Annotated in this window: 15 protein-coding genes; 5 read left to right on the top strand and 10 right to left on the bottom strand. The window is 46.6% G+C overall.

Annotated elements, in window-relative coordinates; genetic code table 11:
* Positions 1-28 precede the first annotated feature (28 nt).
* The 3 genes from cysT to ASD24_RS29525 form a co-directional block, all read right to left on the bottom strand.
* Entirely contained in the window at positions 29-865 is an 837-nt protein-coding gene (gene cysT, locus ASD24_RS29535) for a sulfate ABC transporter permease subunit CysT (protein ID WP_056704010.1), read from the bottom strand.
* Positions 866-943: 78 nt separating this feature from the next.
* Complete coding sequence (locus ASD24_RS29530) at positions 944-2,023, bottom strand: sulfate ABC transporter substrate-binding protein (RefSeq protein ID WP_056704007.1); 1,080 nt, start codon at positions 2,021-2,023, stop codon at positions 944-946.
* A 497-nt stretch (positions 2,024-2,520) separates the two neighbouring features.
* A complete protein-coding gene (locus ASD24_RS29525; RefSeq protein WP_056704004.1) occupies positions 2,521-4,395 on the bottom strand; it encodes a rhamnogalacturonan lyase in 1,875 nt (624 codons plus the stop codon).
* A 312-nt stretch (positions 4,396-4,707) separates the two neighbouring features.
* Between ASD24_RS29525 and ASD24_RS29520 the strand changes: the two genes are divergently transcribed.
* On the top strand, positions 4,708-4,905 hold the full coding sequence (locus ASD24_RS29520; protein WP_056704000.1) for a hypothetical protein: 198 nt from the start codon (positions 4,708-4,710) through the stop codon (positions 4,903-4,905).
* Between the two features lie 96 nt (positions 4,906-5,001).
* Here the strand turns inward: ASD24_RS29520 and ASD24_RS29515 are convergent, their stop codons facing one another.
* Positions 5,002-6,057, bottom strand: a complete 1,056-nt coding sequence (locus ASD24_RS29515) for a lactonase family protein (RefSeq protein ID WP_082560626.1) — start codon at positions 6,055-6,057, stop codon at positions 5,002-5,004.
* 238 nt (positions 6,058-6,295) lie between these two features.
* Here ASD24_RS29515 and ASD24_RS29510 point away from each other — a divergent pair, with 238 nt between their 5' ends.
* Positions 6,296-7,198 carry an AraC family transcriptional regulator gene (locus ASD24_RS29510; protein ID WP_235540965.1) on the top strand — a complete coding sequence of 301 codons (903 nt, stop codon included), beginning with the start codon at positions 6,296-6,298 and terminating at the stop codon, positions 7,196-7,198.
* 126 nt (positions 7,199-7,324) lie between these two features.
* Positions 7,325-8,008: an S-layer homology domain-containing protein gene (locus ASD24_RS29505; protein ID WP_056703995.1), complete on the top strand. Its 684-nt coding sequence runs from the start codon at positions 7,325-7,327 to the stop codon at positions 8,006-8,008.
* 485 nt (positions 8,009-8,493) lie between these two features.
* On the opposite strand, the gene ASD24_RS29500 is transcribed toward ASD24_RS29505, so the two are convergent.
* The 4 genes from ASD24_RS29500 to ASD24_RS29485 all read right to left on the bottom strand — a co-directional run bounded on the left by ASD24_RS29500 (position 8,494) and on the right by ASD24_RS29485 (position 11,675).
* The gene (locus tag ASD24_RS29500) at positions 8,494-9,252 is read right to left on the bottom strand and encodes a hypothetical protein (RefSeq protein ID WP_082560624.1); all 759 of its coding nucleotides are present in this window, start codon (positions 9,250-9,252) and stop codon (positions 8,494-8,496) included.
* 75 nt (positions 9,253-9,327) lie between these two features.
* Positions 9,328-10,038, bottom strand: coding sequence for a hypothetical protein (locus ASD24_RS29495; protein WP_056703989.1), 711 nt, complete (start codon positions 10,036-10,038; stop codon positions 9,328-9,330).
* A 230-nt stretch (positions 10,039-10,268) separates the two neighbouring features.
* Complete coding sequence (locus ASD24_RS29490; RefSeq protein WP_056703986.1) at positions 10,269-10,886, bottom strand: nitroreductase family protein; 618 nt, start codon at positions 10,884-10,886, stop codon at positions 10,269-10,271.
* Between the two features lie 324 nt (positions 10,887-11,210).
* The gene (locus ASD24_RS29485) at positions 11,211-11,675 is read right to left on the bottom strand and encodes an RrF2 family transcriptional regulator (RefSeq protein WP_056703983.1); all 465 of its coding nucleotides are present in this window, start codon (positions 11,673-11,675) and stop codon (positions 11,211-11,213) included.
* Positions 11,676-12,093: 418 nt separating this feature from the next.
* Between ASD24_RS29485 and ASD24_RS29480 the strand changes: the two genes are divergently transcribed.
* The gene (locus tag ASD24_RS29480) at positions 12,094-12,819 is read left to right on the top strand and encodes an MBL fold metallo-hydrolase (RefSeq protein ID WP_056703981.1); all 726 of its coding nucleotides are present in this window, start codon (positions 12,094-12,096) and stop codon (positions 12,817-12,819) included.
* Entirely contained in the window at positions 12,816-13,391 is a 576-nt protein-coding gene (locus ASD24_RS29475) for a TetR/AcrR family transcriptional regulator (RefSeq protein ID WP_056703978.1), read from the top strand. The genes ASD24_RS29480 and ASD24_RS29475 overlap by 4 nt, the downstream gene beginning before the upstream one ends.
* A 165-nt stretch (positions 13,392-13,556) precedes the next feature.
* Here the strand turns inward: ASD24_RS29475 and ASD24_RS29470 are convergent, their stop codons facing one another.
* Positions 13,557-15,029, bottom strand: a complete 1,473-nt coding sequence (locus ASD24_RS29470; RefSeq protein ID WP_056703975.1) for a glycosyltransferase family 2 protein — start codon at positions 15,027-15,029, stop codon at positions 13,557-13,559.
* Entirely contained in the window at positions 15,010-16,164 is a 1,155-nt protein-coding gene (locus tag ASD24_RS29465) for a HEAT repeat domain-containing protein (protein WP_056703971.1), read from the bottom strand. Before ASD24_RS29465 ends, ASD24_RS29470 begins: the two co-directional genes overlap by 20 nt.
* Positions 16,165-16,253 lie beyond the last annotated feature (89 nt).

Raw genomic sequence — 16,253 nt, 5'->3', positions numbered from 1 at the left:
TTCATTAGGGTGCACCGATTCGAATCTATTACGCCCTGCCTGCCTTCCGGCTCCATCGTTGCAAAGAGTTAATGACCAGCAACAGGATAAATGAAACCAGCAACAGCAGCAAAGCGACAGCCGTAGCTCCTGCGTAATCAAACTGTTCAAGCTTCGCCATAATGAGCAGCGGCGCAATCTCCGTTTTCATCGGCATATTGCCTGAAATAAACACGACCGAGCCAAATTCTCCAATACCTCGGGCAAACGCCAACGCGAAGCCTGTCAGCAGTGGGGGAATAAGATCCGGAAGTAGAATGGTACGGAATATCCGCCATCTTCCTGCCCCTAACGTTGCAGCCGCCTCCTCAACCTCGGCTTCCAGCTCTTCTAATACCGGTTGCACCGTTCGAACGACAAATGGAATACCAATAAACATCAGAGCTAGTGTAATGCCCGCCTGAGAATAGGCTAATTTGATGCCTAGAGGCTCCGTAAACTGCCCAATCCAGCCGTTTCCGGCATACAGTGCCGTAAGAGCAACTCCTGCCACCGCTGTTGGCAACGCAAACGGCAGATCAATCACGGCATCAAAGAGCCGTTTACCCGGGAATTCATACCGCACCAATACCCATGCCAAGAGCAGCCCTAATCCCAAATTAATTAGAGCCGCCACACCTGCGGTCAGGAAGCTGACCTTAAATGAAGCGAGCACTCGGGGATTCGTAGCTGTCTCAACCAACATAGACCAGGTCAAACCTGTGGAGTTAAACACCAGGGCTGTCAGTGGGATCAATACAACAAGGCTAAGGTAAAATACGCTGTATCCCATCGTTAACCCGAATCCCGGAAGCGTGCGCCTCCGGGTTGCTATTACCTTGCTCATGAACGTCATCCTCTCTTGCCTTCAGCCGGTCAGGCTGGTTGGCTCCTTGCCATAGGATCGAGTACAGATTGCCCAGACTTAACTGCCCGGAACGTAAATTTGGTCAAAGACCCCGCCATCATTGAAATGTTTCGCTTGTGTATCCCGCCATGTGCCGAATACATCATTCAGCGTGAACAGTTCTAGGTCAGGGAACTGATCCTTGAACTTCTCAGCCACGGTATCCAGGGTTGGACGGTAATAGTTTTCAGCCGCGATCGTCTGTCCTTCCTCACTATACAGATATTTCAGGTAAGCATCGGCAACTTCACGGCTTCCCTTTTTGTCGACGTTTTTGTCCACCACAGCTACCGGAGGCTCAGCCAGGATACTCACGGAAGGAACAACAATATCGAATTTGTCCGGACCCAGTTCCTTCACCGACAAGAATGCTTCATTCTCCCAAGCCAGCAGAACATCGCCAAGTCCACGTTCTACAAACGTTGTTGTGGCTCCGCGTGCACCGGAATCCAGTACAGGTGCGTGCTTGAACAGCTCACCTACAAAGGCTTTTGCAGCCTCTTCGTCATTGTTATTCTTCTTGAGCGCATACCCCCAAGCTGCGAGATAGTTCCAGCGGGCTCCGCCGGATGTTTTTGGATTCGGTGTAATGACCTGAGTGTCACCCTTAATTAGATCATCCCAGTCTTTGATGCCTTTTGGATTGCCTTTTCGAACCAGAAATACAATCGTTGATGTATATGGGGAGCTGTTATGCTCATATTTATCTTGCCAACCTTCGTTAATGAGGCCTTTATCTTCAATCGCATCAATGTCATATCCCAGTGCCAGTGTAACCACGTCTGCGTCTAAGCCATCAATGACGGAGCGGCTCTGTTTACCCGAACCACCATGAGACTGTTTAATAGTCACGTCTTGACCTTTTTCCTTCTGCCAATACGCCGCAAACGCCTTGTTGTATTGCTCGTAGAGCTCACGAGTCGGATCATACGATACATTCAACAATTCAATGGCTTTCGGGCTATCGCCACCACTGTCCTGCCCTCCAGATGCTCCAGTTGCATTAGAATCACTGCCATTTGCTCCGCAACCTGCAAGCACGCCTGTCAACACCAGTGCCAGACCAAATAGAATACCTTTTTGAACTCTCTTTTTCATCAATAACACTCCCCCTGTGGATCTGCGTGACTACATGAACAGGCTGAACAGCTTGGAACGTCACCGAAAAACAAATAACGGAGGGACACCTGTACACACCTCTCCCTCCTAAAGTCATGCCGGCTTGCTGCCGGGTATGCTTTATCGCGTTCGATGTGCTGCGGTGTTCCTCCGTCGATACGGTGAGAACGTTATTCTGTTCAGATGACATTCTCTGCTGCTGGACTGAATCATGAAGTTCATCACGTTATACAGTCTTTTTAATTATTCCTACCTGTTTAGTAAGTTATATGTATCATAAGGGCAGCCCTTTTACCTGTCAAACGTTTTTTCCGATTTTTGCCCAATTCATTTTACAACTGGAAAAAAGCCGAAAAGGAACAGAGCGTGTATACCCTGTTCCTTCGTCTACTCTCTGATCCATATTCGTCATGTTACTGATGTGACTGAATTATGAGAATCTCAGACAGAATACAATGCGCCGAGATACTTGTCCCCTATTGTCCAGCAATGCGAATATTCGGCACTGGAGGTGGATTCATGCCTTCTCCCAGATAGAAGCTGGTATGTGGCGGCTGATTATAGGCTACATTTTGCCAAGCTACGCCCAGACGGTACACCGGATCATGCATCAACGTGTAGATTCGTTTGTCGGTGAGTGCGGTTGTCGTATAAATACGGAGTGCCGAGCTATCGTTGGTTCGCCATACCACTTCCTCTCTCCAGTCGCCCAGCAGATCAGCCTGAAGATTCGGTGTAGACTTCGTTCCGTTGTTGGAGGAAGCTCCAGCGGCAGTTAGCAGATTCACCGTTCGCCCATTCACATAATCCCATTTGTCGATACGGTTACTGTCTAACAGTTCGCGGAGCAGATCACCATCCCACCAGATGCCAAAGTTCGTGGACGAAGGTACGGTTGTCCCGATTCTCTGGCCTTTCGCTGTATACAGCGCACCATTCGCCCATACCTCAGCCCCTCTATATCTCGGATCGATATCCGCAGCCATGCCGCGTCCGATGTCCTTCGTTGTTGGTATCCCCCAGATTAACTGACCTGTTCTCGCATCACGGAATTCAATGCCTGCATTGGATGGTGTCTCATGAACCTGGAATACCTCCATCCCCGGCCGATCTGGATCTAGATCACTCAGATGCATGGCATCGCCATGATGTAGCCCTGTGGTGTATAACCCTTTGCCGTCATGATCGACTGCCATCGCACCATAGATAATCTCATCTTTTCCGTCGTTATCCACATCCGCCACACTTAAATTATGATTCCCTTGTCCAGCGTAACCTGAATTGCCTGGAGTGTTCGAATCAAATGTCCATTGCTTCGTCAATTGTCCATTCCGCCAATTGTAGGCCACAAGCACTGTCCGGGTGTAGTAGCCCCGTGCCATGACTAGACTCGGTCGCTCTCCATCCAAATAAGCAATCGTAGCTAGAAAACGATCCACACGGTTACCGTAATTATCCCCCCAACTTGATACAGTCCCTCGCGCAGGCTCATAATTGACCGTGGAGAGCGCTTTACCTGTCTGTCCATTGAAGACCGTTAGGAACTCTGGCCCTGACAACACATATCCGCTGCTATTCCGATAATCCTTACTGCCATCTCCGATTACTGTACCCACGCCATCTCTCGTGCCGTCCGCGGTTTTCATCGCGACCTCAGCCTTGCCGTCTCCATCTAGGTCATAGACCATGAATTGGGTGTAATGTGCACCTGCGCGGATGTTTTTGCCTAGACTGATCCGCCAGAGGCGGGTTCCGTTTAATTTGTATGCATCAATAAAGACTTCGCCTGTATATCCACTGTGCGCATTATCCTTCGCATTCGAGGGATCCCATTTCACAATGAGCTCATACTCACCGTCTCCATCCAAGTCACCTGCACTTGCATCATTGGCGCTATAGGTATATGAAACTCCGTCCGGGGTTGTCCCACCAGCGGGAACACTGAGTGGTACCGTCAAATAATTATTTCCCCACACACTTGCTACCTTGGAAGCTGCCTGTTCTGTCCCACCTACGACTGCTCGAACCGTGTACTTGGAGTTGTTCGTTCCACTTGCATCCTGAAGGTTAGTACTGTTCGTAATCGGTGAAGCGTTCACCTTCGTACCATCTCGATACACGTTAAAAGAAACATTCGAACCTTCCGTACCGAGTAAGCGCCAACTCACAAAGACCCCATTCCCCGTCTTCACCGCCACAACGCCGCGGTCTAGAAATTCCATCTGACGTGCTCCTGCTGCATAAGTCACCGACGGAGCGGTTAGACCTAGAGATGTAACAAGCAATGCTGAACTCAGAAGTGTAATGCCTGCCGTTCGCAACGTGCGCTTCCATGACGATCGATTGACCATACGATTAGCCTCCCCAAATGTGTTGGTAAGCCCGATGCTCTGTAGCGCATCTATTTTGTAAGCGCTTTAATATATACCATTTTAAATTAAACATTTAATCCCATCTATAGGACTTAATTAGTAATTTTAGTTTGTTTTGCGTAAATCAACTTCGTTTCGCTCCAACTAATGACACCTTCATTGATAGATAGATCAAATTATTTGTTGTGCGGGGAAATAGTTCGTTGTATTTATGCGATCTATGTATGTGTGTTACAATTTATATTGAACTCCTATTATTATCCATTCTAAGTTTGAAGGAGGAGAGCCTCTATGAAGATCTACTATCAGGTGATGATGTCATTAAACGTAGTGTTGATGCTCATCTGTGGATTGTTATACCCTTACTATGCAATTCAAGAGGATAAGAAGCAGTATTTCCTTTATGCTGTTCTATTCGTAATTATTCTAATGCTTGATTATAGAAGAAATCGAAGAAAACTCAGTCAAATTGCATCTGTTGTCAGATAGCTATATAAATAATAAAGCTGTAAAATCACGTGCGTACACATGATCTTACAGCTTATATGTGTTGTTCAGTATTCGTCGATTACATCAGATAATATCTTAATCTACAGGCACAATACATACCGGACGTGGAACTTCTAGCTTGCAACCGGTGTGTGTCAGTCTTCCATCCTCGCGATCCATCTGGAATGCAACGATATTGTTGCTGTCCTGGTTAGCTACAAGCAATATTCCCCCTGGCAGTACATTGAAGTTACGCGGAGTCTGTCCCAATGTGGAAGTCCAATCAATAGCTTCGAGCTCACCCGATTCCTGATCAATATGATAGAGCACAATACTGTCGTCTCCACGGTTGGAGGCGTATAGGAAACGTCCACAAGGGGAGATTCGGATATCCGCAGCCGTGCCTTCTCCCGTATGTCTCTCAGGTAGAGTGGATATATGTTGCACTGTACTAAGCTCTCCCCTGCGTGCATCGTACATGAATGCAGTCACCGTATTATTGAGCTCATTAATGACATAGGCCCATTTGCCATTCTCGTGAAATACGAGATGTCTTGGCCCTGAACCTGGAGGCTGGTTCGTCTCCCGGTGTGTTACCAAACGCCCTTCTTCCAGACGATAGACAATGATCTGATCTAATCCCAGATCGCACACGACCGCATATTGCCCTGATGGATCTGGCTGAATGGAGTGGGTATGTGGCCCTTCCTGACGGTCGTCGTTCAGACCTCTTCCGGTATGCTCAATGAACGCGCTCATTTCACCTAACGTATCTTGATCACCTACGGGAAATACGTTGACACTCCCACTACTGTAATTGGATGCGAGTACCCAGTTGCCATCCGCTGTGACGGACACATAACAAGGCGAAGCCCCTTTGGTGCTTTTGCGATCCATGAGGTGCAGCTCACCCGTGGACATGTCCCGGCGATAGGCCAGTACCTCTCCCTCATCCGTTTCACTCGCAACATATAGTGAATTCTTACCTGGACTCAAAGCCAAGTAAGATGGATTGTCTACCCCTGCAATATCATGTGCAATCCGCATCTCGCCTGTATCCGAATTCAGCGCACCTACATAAATACCTGGTTGATCCGCTGATGCATAAGTTCCGACATAGAAAAACGTATCCTTGCTCATAGCTTGTCCCATTCCTCCATCGCTCCTTTTTCTCTCAAATAGGTATGCTTACATTGCCCTGCATTCTAACTTCAACGCTCATGTTCTAACCTCGAAACCTCATGTTCATATTGCCTCTCTGTTATGTACTTAACCAATTCCTCTTATTTTGCTTCAGCTTCTAATCGTAAGACGTTCTTCCAGAATGCTTTTTGCTAACGCCCTGCGCATAATCATTGACTCGTTTATTCTACCTCACCATAATACAAGTATGAAACCATATAACAGCTCATCTACCTTACGCAAATCCGACGGATTCCGTATGCAAAAACTAATCGTATTACCTGACCCGCTACTAGAGGAAGCCGCGGCTTATCCCGTAACTTCCGGTTTGTACGTTACCGACATTGGATACTTTCATGAGGCGGAGAACCATTACCGGGATCGACCGGAGGGCTGCCCCTCCCATATTTTAATGTATTGTGCCGAAGGTACAGGGTGGTACGCCACGGACGGCGGCAAGAGGCAGGATGTTAAGGCCGGTAGTCTCGTTGTTCTCCCTGCCCACGTTGCTCATATCTATGGCGCATACTCGGCCGATCCCTGGAGTATCTATTGGATTCACTTACGTGGTGAACATGCCGCTGCCTATATGGAACCACTGCTGGCTGGAGGCGTGTTAACTATGGCTCCGGCGAAAGCTCAGAAGTGGCTGGAACTATATCATGAATGCTATGGAGCATTGGAGACGGGTTATTCCTTACAAACGATGACGTACGCCTCACAGATTGTTGGATATATGTTAGGCATGCTCGCTTACGGACATGGTACGGAGGGCAATATGATTAGCAGCAAACGAGCTGCCGAGCAGTCTGTACAGTACATGCTAGAGCATCTGGAGAGCGGAGTAACACTCAAAGAATTGGCTGCGCAAGCCAGCCTTTCTGCCCCGCATTATTCACAACTGTTCAAGCAAGCGACAGGACATTCGCCAATTGATTATTTTCTGCGGCTTAAGATCCAACACTCCTGTCGCTATCTTGATTTTACAGATTGGACGGTGAAGCAGATTAGCTCGAAGCTTGGTTTCAAAGACCCTTATTATTTCTCACGTCTGTTCCGTAAAATGATTGGTCAATCACCTACCGACTATCGGAACAAGTCCAAAGGGTAGCTCTATTGTATATCCAAAAATATATATGGAAAATTGCAGCAACCTTTTGCATGGAAGGGTCGTCTATAGGGGCAAATAACTTTAATACAAAGGGATACCCTTCCTAGAAAAGTGAGGCGACTTGATATGAAAAAAAATATAATTGCTTTGATGACTGCGGGAGCATTACTTACCTTATCTCTTGGTGCTACACCTACTCATGCTGCGCAAGGCGGATTCACAGATCTTCAGGGAGTGGCCGGAGCAGATAAAATCGAAGCATTGCATCACGATGGTTTGATTAAAGGCGTGAGCGATAACTTGTTCAAACCAGAACAACAATTAAACACGGCTCAAGGCATACAGTTGCTTGCAGATGGCCTGGATCTGAATTTGGATACGATCCGTTTCGTCAAAGAACCTCTACCAAGTGATTCCTTCTCCAAGGTGCTTGATCATGTGTGGTACAGCAATGCCTTCATTCGTGCAAAATATAATGGCATCCAGATGGCTGATGATATCGATCCATCCAAACCGATGACTCGTGAGCAATTCACACTGTTCATCATGCAAGGGATCGAAGCCAAAGGCGGCCTACCGATGATCAAGCTACAACCTGTAGATATTACAGATGAGCAAGAGCTTACGCCTGAGTATCAAGGAGCAGTTCAGCGTTCGTTAGCATTCAAGATTAACACATTGGATGCCGAAGGCAATTTCCATCCTAAAGAGGTTATTACTCGCGCAGAAGCTGCCGTGATGATGTTCAATGCGATTGAACATATGGATAATTTTCATGCACCAGTCGTCCCGGAAACACCTGAAAAATAATTCGATCATTATTTCCGTAACTGTTATGAGCTAACAGGCAAGTCTCGTTATACTTTCAATTTTATTCAGATATTAAAAATCCCCTTATCGCAGATCACGAGAAGACATTGGCAAGATGCACTTTGTCTAATCGTTGTCTGTTGGTGAGGGGTTTCTTGGGTCGATGGATGCTTGGATAGTCGCCATAGTGTGTTGGTTAGATGGAAAATGATTAGCTATATATATTCAACTAAAGAATATTTACACTTACCACTCCGATGACAGAATAACCTTCCGATCGCTGTTACCCCCAGATTTTTTTTGATTCCCTTCTTCAAAGGGAAAAATCCGGGAATAGCTCATGCTTCCGATGTAGCTTTCTTTCAGAAAGCTTTCAGCCGAACGCTACGCTTCTCCACGTTATTTCTGTCCTCTCCGTTCTCGTGTAAAAAGTTTAGTTGAACCTATATAGTTGGCTCATATGTTGGCTGGATAGAAAGTAAATGTTACTCATACGTACCGATTTCAATTTGATCGGCGACAAATTCATTTTTAACATGATCGAATGTGTAGGTTACTTTGAAATCACACACATATTGCGGAGATGTTCCAATACTCGCACCTAATCTAGAGATAATTCGTTGATTCTCTAAGGCATAGATGACTACCCCGCCAAATGCCAGCTCGTTTTGATTGGAGTTCGGTGTTAGCTCAACATTAGAATTAAACTGATGTTCTTGGCCTTGCACTTTGACCGTAATTGCTAAAGTACCATCTTCGTTGGCCGTCACGTGAGATTCGATCTGATCTGCCACAATCTCTTCATATTGTTGTACTTTAATCACAGAGAAGTCTTCCGCTCGAATGACATGCATATCGAAGTGATCCAGCCCTGTACCTTTCCCCGTCTGAATGATAATTACCGCTTCTTCTCTACCGTCACCCGTAAGATCTGTATAAAAGACCTGGGGGTTCATATCGGTCCCCGTATTCGGGACACTCCAATCAAAATTTTGCTGCCTGCCCTCGATATCGACCGTCACACCTTCAATCTCACCCTTGGATTCTTGTATCGCATATAGCTTCACACGCTCATCTTCGGAAGATGCAATGAACTTGGGTTCCACCTCAGGCTGTTGCTGTACCATCTCCAGTTCATTCGAAGACTCTTCCGCCTGCTTCAGATCGGTTGCTAGTTGATTGGATGCGCACCCCGATAAACAAACTGCACTTACCAACATCAATAAGGCTAGAATTTTCTTCAACTTATATCTCCCTTTCATCTCGAAGCTGATAGCTACCTGTTCTACAGTACATCATCACATCAAGTTCATTTTCGATTATTCCACAGACAATTCTACCGTGCTAGGCCGCAGTTCTCCGTTAACAAGCCTATACTTCACTATGGCATTTCCTAAATACTGACCTATAGCAATCTGAATGGGCAATTCGGCAACGAGCTCTTGGTCTCGCACATCATACCTAATTATATTTTGAACAGAAGGTTGCTCAAACCAGTCACTTGAATCACGGTCATCGATATCATAAGAATATTCGCGTTCATTCACTTTCAGTGTATAGTGGCGAAGTGCCTTTTCCCTATGAAGCTCAAGTTGTATCTCCTTCAACACAAACTCCCTTGGATCAATGACTGGAATCTCCGTAAAATCAGATCTTAGAACATGTACTTCTGATTCATGTATACCTGTCCCCGTTCCCTTGGTTAGTACAATCACAATTATGTCCTTGCCTTCTGTACCAAGAGAACCACGATAAATGACTGGATAAAACGACGGATTGCTCACATTACTCCAAGAATACGTTTGGGACGCTTGATCTATTTGGACAGTGAGCGAAGAAAACACATCTCCCTGTGCTCTACCATAGATTGCAACTTGATCATTCTTATTTTCAGCCAAAAGCAAATCTGGGGCGGTTGTCGCCGATTCCAAGCTATTTTCCACTGAGTTCCCCTTAGGAAGTATGACTTGATTAACACTACACCCAGAGAACAACAATGCCCCCGCCATTACCATCACGATCTTCCTCAAGATATATCCTCCATTTGTTGAATCATTTGTTCTAACTATACACATGCATGATACCCAATAAGTTTATAAATTGTATTATATTATTTAAAAAATAGAGACAATTGAACCGCCTAACTGTGCCTGCCCGATTCAACTCATTTAAAATGCAAAACAGCCGCATGTCCTCTCATTTGAGGAACATGCGGCTGTTTTTATACACACCATATGGCGGTGCTTATCGTGGCTCTATCTTAGAAAGAACCTTTAACTACAGTTTCGGACAATGGGAAACGACCTGCTGGACGAGCTGGTTGTGCAGCTTTACCTACAGTGATCAACAATGTTGGGATGTAACGTGCAGGAATGTTGAACGTTTCAACCAATTGTTGTGGATTGTAACCACCCATTGGGCAAGTATCATAACCCAAAGAACGTGCAGCAAGCATAATGTTTTGCGAAGCAAACGATGCGTTACGGATCGCTTCATCACGTGCAGTTTGCGCGCTTTGGTAAGCACCGTTGATTTGACCAACCAATGCATCGCGAACCTCAGCAGGCAATGCGCCAGCCTCAACAGCCTGATCATAGATAAAGGTATTGCGGTTAGCTTCCAAGTCGCCTAGAACAGCAATTGTAACCGAGCTGTCTACGATTTGACTTTGGCCATAAGCGATTGGCAGCAATTTAGCTTTGTCCGCTTCGGACTCAATCACGAGGAATTTCCAGTGTTGCAGGTTCCAAGAAGACGGTGCTTCGGAAGCTGCAGTCAAGATTGCATTCAAGTCAGCCTCAGGCATTACAAAACCTTTTTCGTATTTTTTGACAGCGTGACGTTCGCTAATTACGCGAAGTGTTTCATTGTTAGACATGTTCTCCACTCCTAATTCTATTGATTATTGTAAATATCATTGCAGTTTATTTCGCTTTTAATTTCGCAAGGCTCTAATCCAACAACCATGATAAGTGGTGTAGTGACATACCCACCTTCCGAAAATAACATCAGCGCAGAAGATTGACTCTATCTGTGTTCACGTTATGCCCGGAATAATCTTGAAGCCTTTATGAATCGTGAAACCGGGGCAACGTTGTTCTGTTATATAAGCAGTCTACAGTCTCCCCGAAAACACAGGGTGTCTAAGTCTAAATATGAAATGTATACATATAAACTGTAACCACGTAAACTGTAGCCAGAATTAATCCTTATCTTGTCTCAGTAACTCATTCATGGACTTGGAGATCCCTTCACTTTTCCCGATCCGATGCTTCACACCCTCGATGGAAATGCGATCAAAATAGATGCTCAGCGCTTCCTCGCCTCCGTCATATATGCCTCCCATGACATCCCTCATGTTAGAGGACACAACGCATGGCGAACCTGACTCGCCAGAACACCAATTGGGCCCAAGTGAACCTCCAGCAACCAGTCTGTATAATTCCCCAAGCTTGATTTCATCACTTGGACGATTAAGCAAGTACCCTCCGTGAGCGCCTTCTTTGGTCGTCAAATACCCATGCTTCCGCAGCACACTTAGCACCTTACGAACTCTGGCAGGGTGTGTACCCACACTATGAGACAAATCTTCACTATTGGCCATACAGTCTTCCTTCATGGATAGAAACACAAGACAATGGACGGCAATGGTAAATTCGCTGTTCATGACTTACTCCCTTCCCGGCAAAAAACACCGATGGACTTCAATCCAAGGTAAGTACAACTGTTATTATATGAATGACAGTTATGTTTGTCAACTTCTTCTACGGCAGTGCTTGAACACAGGATATCCCTTGATGTGTCTATATATACAGCCTCCTATGCAAGCCAACCTTTGCTTGGTCACCATGTGCTTAACCTATATAAGAAAACAAAAAGTGAGCCCTCCGCTTCGCGAAAGGCTCCAATAAGATAGACATATGAAAGGGCTTACTTGATTATTATAATCGGTAATCTTTATTTTGAAAACGCTTTTTTTGTTAAAATAAATATTTCGTATCTTCTGTTATTTTTGCAAAGGGTATTGCAAAAACTAATGCCATTAGTTATATTACTAATACCATTAGTTTTAAGGAGGAATTACGATGCGTATTACGCGTGAATATAATGTCATTCAAGTTTCATTCCTACCCCGACTCTTCCCTGTGAACGTTTATTTTGTTGAAGAGGACGCTGAATTAACTCTGATCAATGCAGGAATGCCGTTCAGTCTCAAGGGTATCCTAGCCACCGCCCAATCTCTTAACAAACCCATTACTAAGGTGATTCTAACTCATGCCCATGGCGACCATGTTGGCGCCTTAGACAGTCTTAAGAATGCACCCCCTAATGTAGAGGTGCTAATCTCTACATTAGGGGGTGCATTACTCACTGGAAATGCTTCGCTATTGCCTGATGAACCACAGACGCCGGTACGCGGCAGTGTACCCAAGAACATTCACACCCGCCCAGATCACATGCTGGAAGATGGTGATCGCATTGGATCGTTACTGGCGATTGCTACTCCTGGTCATACACCAGGGCACATGGCATTTATGGATACGCGCAGCGGTGTTCTCATCGCTGGCGATGCCTATCAACTGCAAGGCGGCTTGGCCGTTGCCGGACAGTTGCGCCCCCTCTTTCCATTTCCCGCGCTAGCCACATGGCACCGCGAGACTGCTCTTGCCAGCGCTAAGCGCTTGGCTGAGCTAGAACCGTCCGTGCTGGCTGTAGGCCACGGACGAATGTTACGTCAGCCAGCAGCGGCGATGCGCGCGGCAACGGCTGACGCAGAGCAACGGCTGCGCCTTGCCGGAGGGCTTCGATGAGCCCGCGGCAAGGGCTGGATCGCGGCATGCTGCTGAATGCCGCGGCCCAGCTTGCTGATAGCGACGGATTCCATTCGCTGACGCTGGCCGCATTGGCCCAGCGGCTCGATGTGCGCTCCCCGTCGCTTTATAACCACATCAGCGGTCTACCCGGGCTTCGCCAGGAGCTTGCGCTGATGTCAGTAGAGCAGCTCGGCCAGGCACTAACCGTGGCCGCCGCAGGACGTGTCGGTAGCGAAGCCATTCAGGATATCGCTACCGCCTATATTGATTTTGTACGCCAACATCCCGGGCTTTACGAGGCTTCCTTCCATGCCCCTGATCGGGATGAGCCGCAGCTCGCCGCGGCCAGCACTGTAGCGCTACAGTTGTTGCTGAACTCTTTACAGCCGTATAGACTGTCCGAAGCCGATGCACTACATGCGGTGCGTGGCCTACGAAGTTTGTGCCATGGCTTTGCCTCCATTGGCGCACAAGGTGGGTTTGCCATGAATTTTGAACCTAGCGAGAGCCTGCACTTCACCATTTCATCCTTCCTAGACGGGCTAAAACAACGCAGTAAAGACAGTTAACTGCTCCGCCCATTACCTCATAACGCGCAAGAGGGCTGCAGCATAATCCCTGCAACCCTCTTGTTCCATATGATCGTGGCCTACCTAGGCTCTGGGCACATGACCCTATCCTACACGATACACATACAGTTCAACTCCATTATAGTGTGTCACTGCATGACCCGTTTACTTATCTGCGTGAAGCTCCGAATAAGCCGAACCTCCTGATCCGCCATGCCCTCTTAGACTCCAAATCGCCTTGATAAGTCCATGAATACGGAAGATATTATTCATCGGTCTGAACCAGAACGATTCAGATAATGCATACAAGAACAGACGCGTGACTTCACGTGCCGTGTACCTTTTGCGTGCCAGCCATACTTCGAATAGAATGACTGCCGCAGATAGAAGTGAACCATAGAGCACTAAGAGCATACCCAGCACAACCAGTAGACTGTTCTCCACAAATGGCAGCAGCAGACCTACCCATAATAGCAACAACGTCCCGATCTCCAAGACAGGCCCAATTAACTCTACCATGATAAAATACGGGATCGTCACCATGCCCATCCAACCATACTTCGGATTGCCTGCCATCTCCCGTTGCTCCCACATCGTATTGGTCAACTGACGATGCCAGCGTATACGCTGCTGGTGCAGCCCAGTACATGACTCGGGTGCTTTCATACTGCATACAGGGTCGTCAATATATACGATTCGTCCCCTGCCCTTGATCTGTTTCATGTGCTTATGAAGACGCATGATCAGCTCTAGATGAGCCATTCTTGGATCAGGATTAAATCCTCCGATTTCCATAACATAACTTCTTTTGAACAAACCAAAAGCTTCTGACGTAAACAATAACGTATTGATATTGTATCTAACCAAGCCCATTCCACTGATGAGAAATGCACGGATATACTCTATCCTCTGCATCATAAGCAGTGGACTTCTTGGAAGAGCTGCAGCCGGCTTCTCTCCTTGAATATGAAATCTGGAGCAGGACATCCTCTGCGAGTTCGCAAGCTCTAACCGCCCGCCACAAGCGATGATCTCTTCACCCGGCAACGCAGCCATAACGGGCTTCATCATTTTTACAAATGCATATTTGTCTAGCATGGTCGTAGGGCCAATGGATGCAAAATACGGATACTGAGACACACGTATCCCCGCATTCAACGCATCGGAGTGTCCTCCATATTGCTTGTCGACCACGACAAGATTGTCATATCGCAGTGATCGATATGCACCTCTAATCTCTCCAACCGCCTGCCCAATACTGGAGTAATGGATCTTGCTCTTCACGGTAGACAGCTCATACACTTCCATTAAGCGTTCCATCGTACCGTCTGTTGATCCATCATTAATAACAATCACTTCATAGCATCCATAGTGGATATCAAGGAGATGGGATACGTCCGCAATAATAGTCTTCTCTCGATTATGTACGGGAAGAAGTACAGATACCGGAGGAGCGAGTGCTTCATTAAGCACTTCATCATAGTGAAGCAGATCTAGATCCTTTTTTCGCACCATCGTACGAACCGCCGCTAGAAATAACCAAATACATGCGATGATCACAACAACGAGGTAGATCCATATGCCTTTATAACATAACAGAATTAAACTCTGCAGCAGCTCAAGCCATCTTTCGTTCATACTGCTTCCTTTCCAGCGTTTCTTCCGCTATCTGCCTCGCGTATTTGTCCGGATGTACCCGTGCTACGCAGCGTAATTTCTCGATTCCTTGATCATATTGAGCGAGAGAGTTAGCAGCTTCCTGCCTTATTTCGTAAGCGGGATCACCCATAAGCCCATTCAGATGCTCAATAAATCCCTCTGTGTGAACACGTCCCAACAACCTAGCGTACATGAGTCGTTCTAGACGTGATCGAATACCTCTCTCTTCATGCCAAGCCAGCAGTAGCTTTTCCTTGGTCCCATCACTCATCCTACCGATCTGGGCTAGAGCACGAAGCGAAAAGATGCGCTGCTCTACGTGGTCTTCGAATAGCAGTCGTTCTAGTAATGCCAGCTCTCTCGTCGTTTGCACATTCCGAATGCGCATCGCATCCACGACGTTATACTTTGCCTGCATAGGAAGCTGCTCATAGTGATCAATGACTTTCTCCCAGATCTTATCCGTAACTAATAGCATAATCTGCAAATATTGCGAATCCGACATCGCTGTGTTTTGCCTGAGCAACTCTTTCACTAAGCGTACATAGCCTGTCCTAGCGTACATTCTCAGAATAATAAATCGCTCCTGATTCGTGCATAACGAAGAACGCATCATCTCTTCCAGCCTAGGCAGGAGTTCCGTCATCTGAAACTGCTCTATGTAGAGCAATGTATTAATACGTTGACTCCATTTCATCGAACTAAGCTTGGTCCGGTACAACGCACCAAATGCCTGGCCTGCGAGGTGGCGAACCTTTTCCTTTTGGAGATCATCCGTACTTTCCTCTAATTGTTGCAGTAACACTTCCTGTAACGCTTCTTGCTGAACTTTCCTCATATCCAGCAGCTTAGGTGTAATCTCACCTCCTGCAAAATAATGACGAAGTGCAGAATCATCAGCGATTAGGTCGCGGAATGCTCTTTTTTGGAGTTTTAGCGTTCGTTTCTTCATCTGATTTCTCCACAACAAGATGAGATAAATGACGAGAAGTATCACGAATACGCCTCCACAGATTAATCCGGTCGCCTGAACCAAATAGTTACTTCCCGTTTCCGTCCACCCGGACATGGATCTTCCGAACCACTGCATTTTGTCTCTCATATACTCACTCATGACTTATCCCCTCAATCGAATAAACCGCCCACCATTGGTTACACTAGTAACCATTTCCAAAGCACAATGTTCGTCTTACAACCGGTGCG

This window comes from Paenibacillus sp. Root52 (assembly GCF_001426865.1).
In the GTDB taxonomy this organism is placed as follows: Bacteria; Bacillota; Bacilli; order Paenibacillales; family Paenibacillaceae; genus Paenibacillus.
The sequence above is the reverse complement of the archived record's forward strand: the minus strand, read 5'-3'. Positions and strand labels throughout refer to the sequence as shown.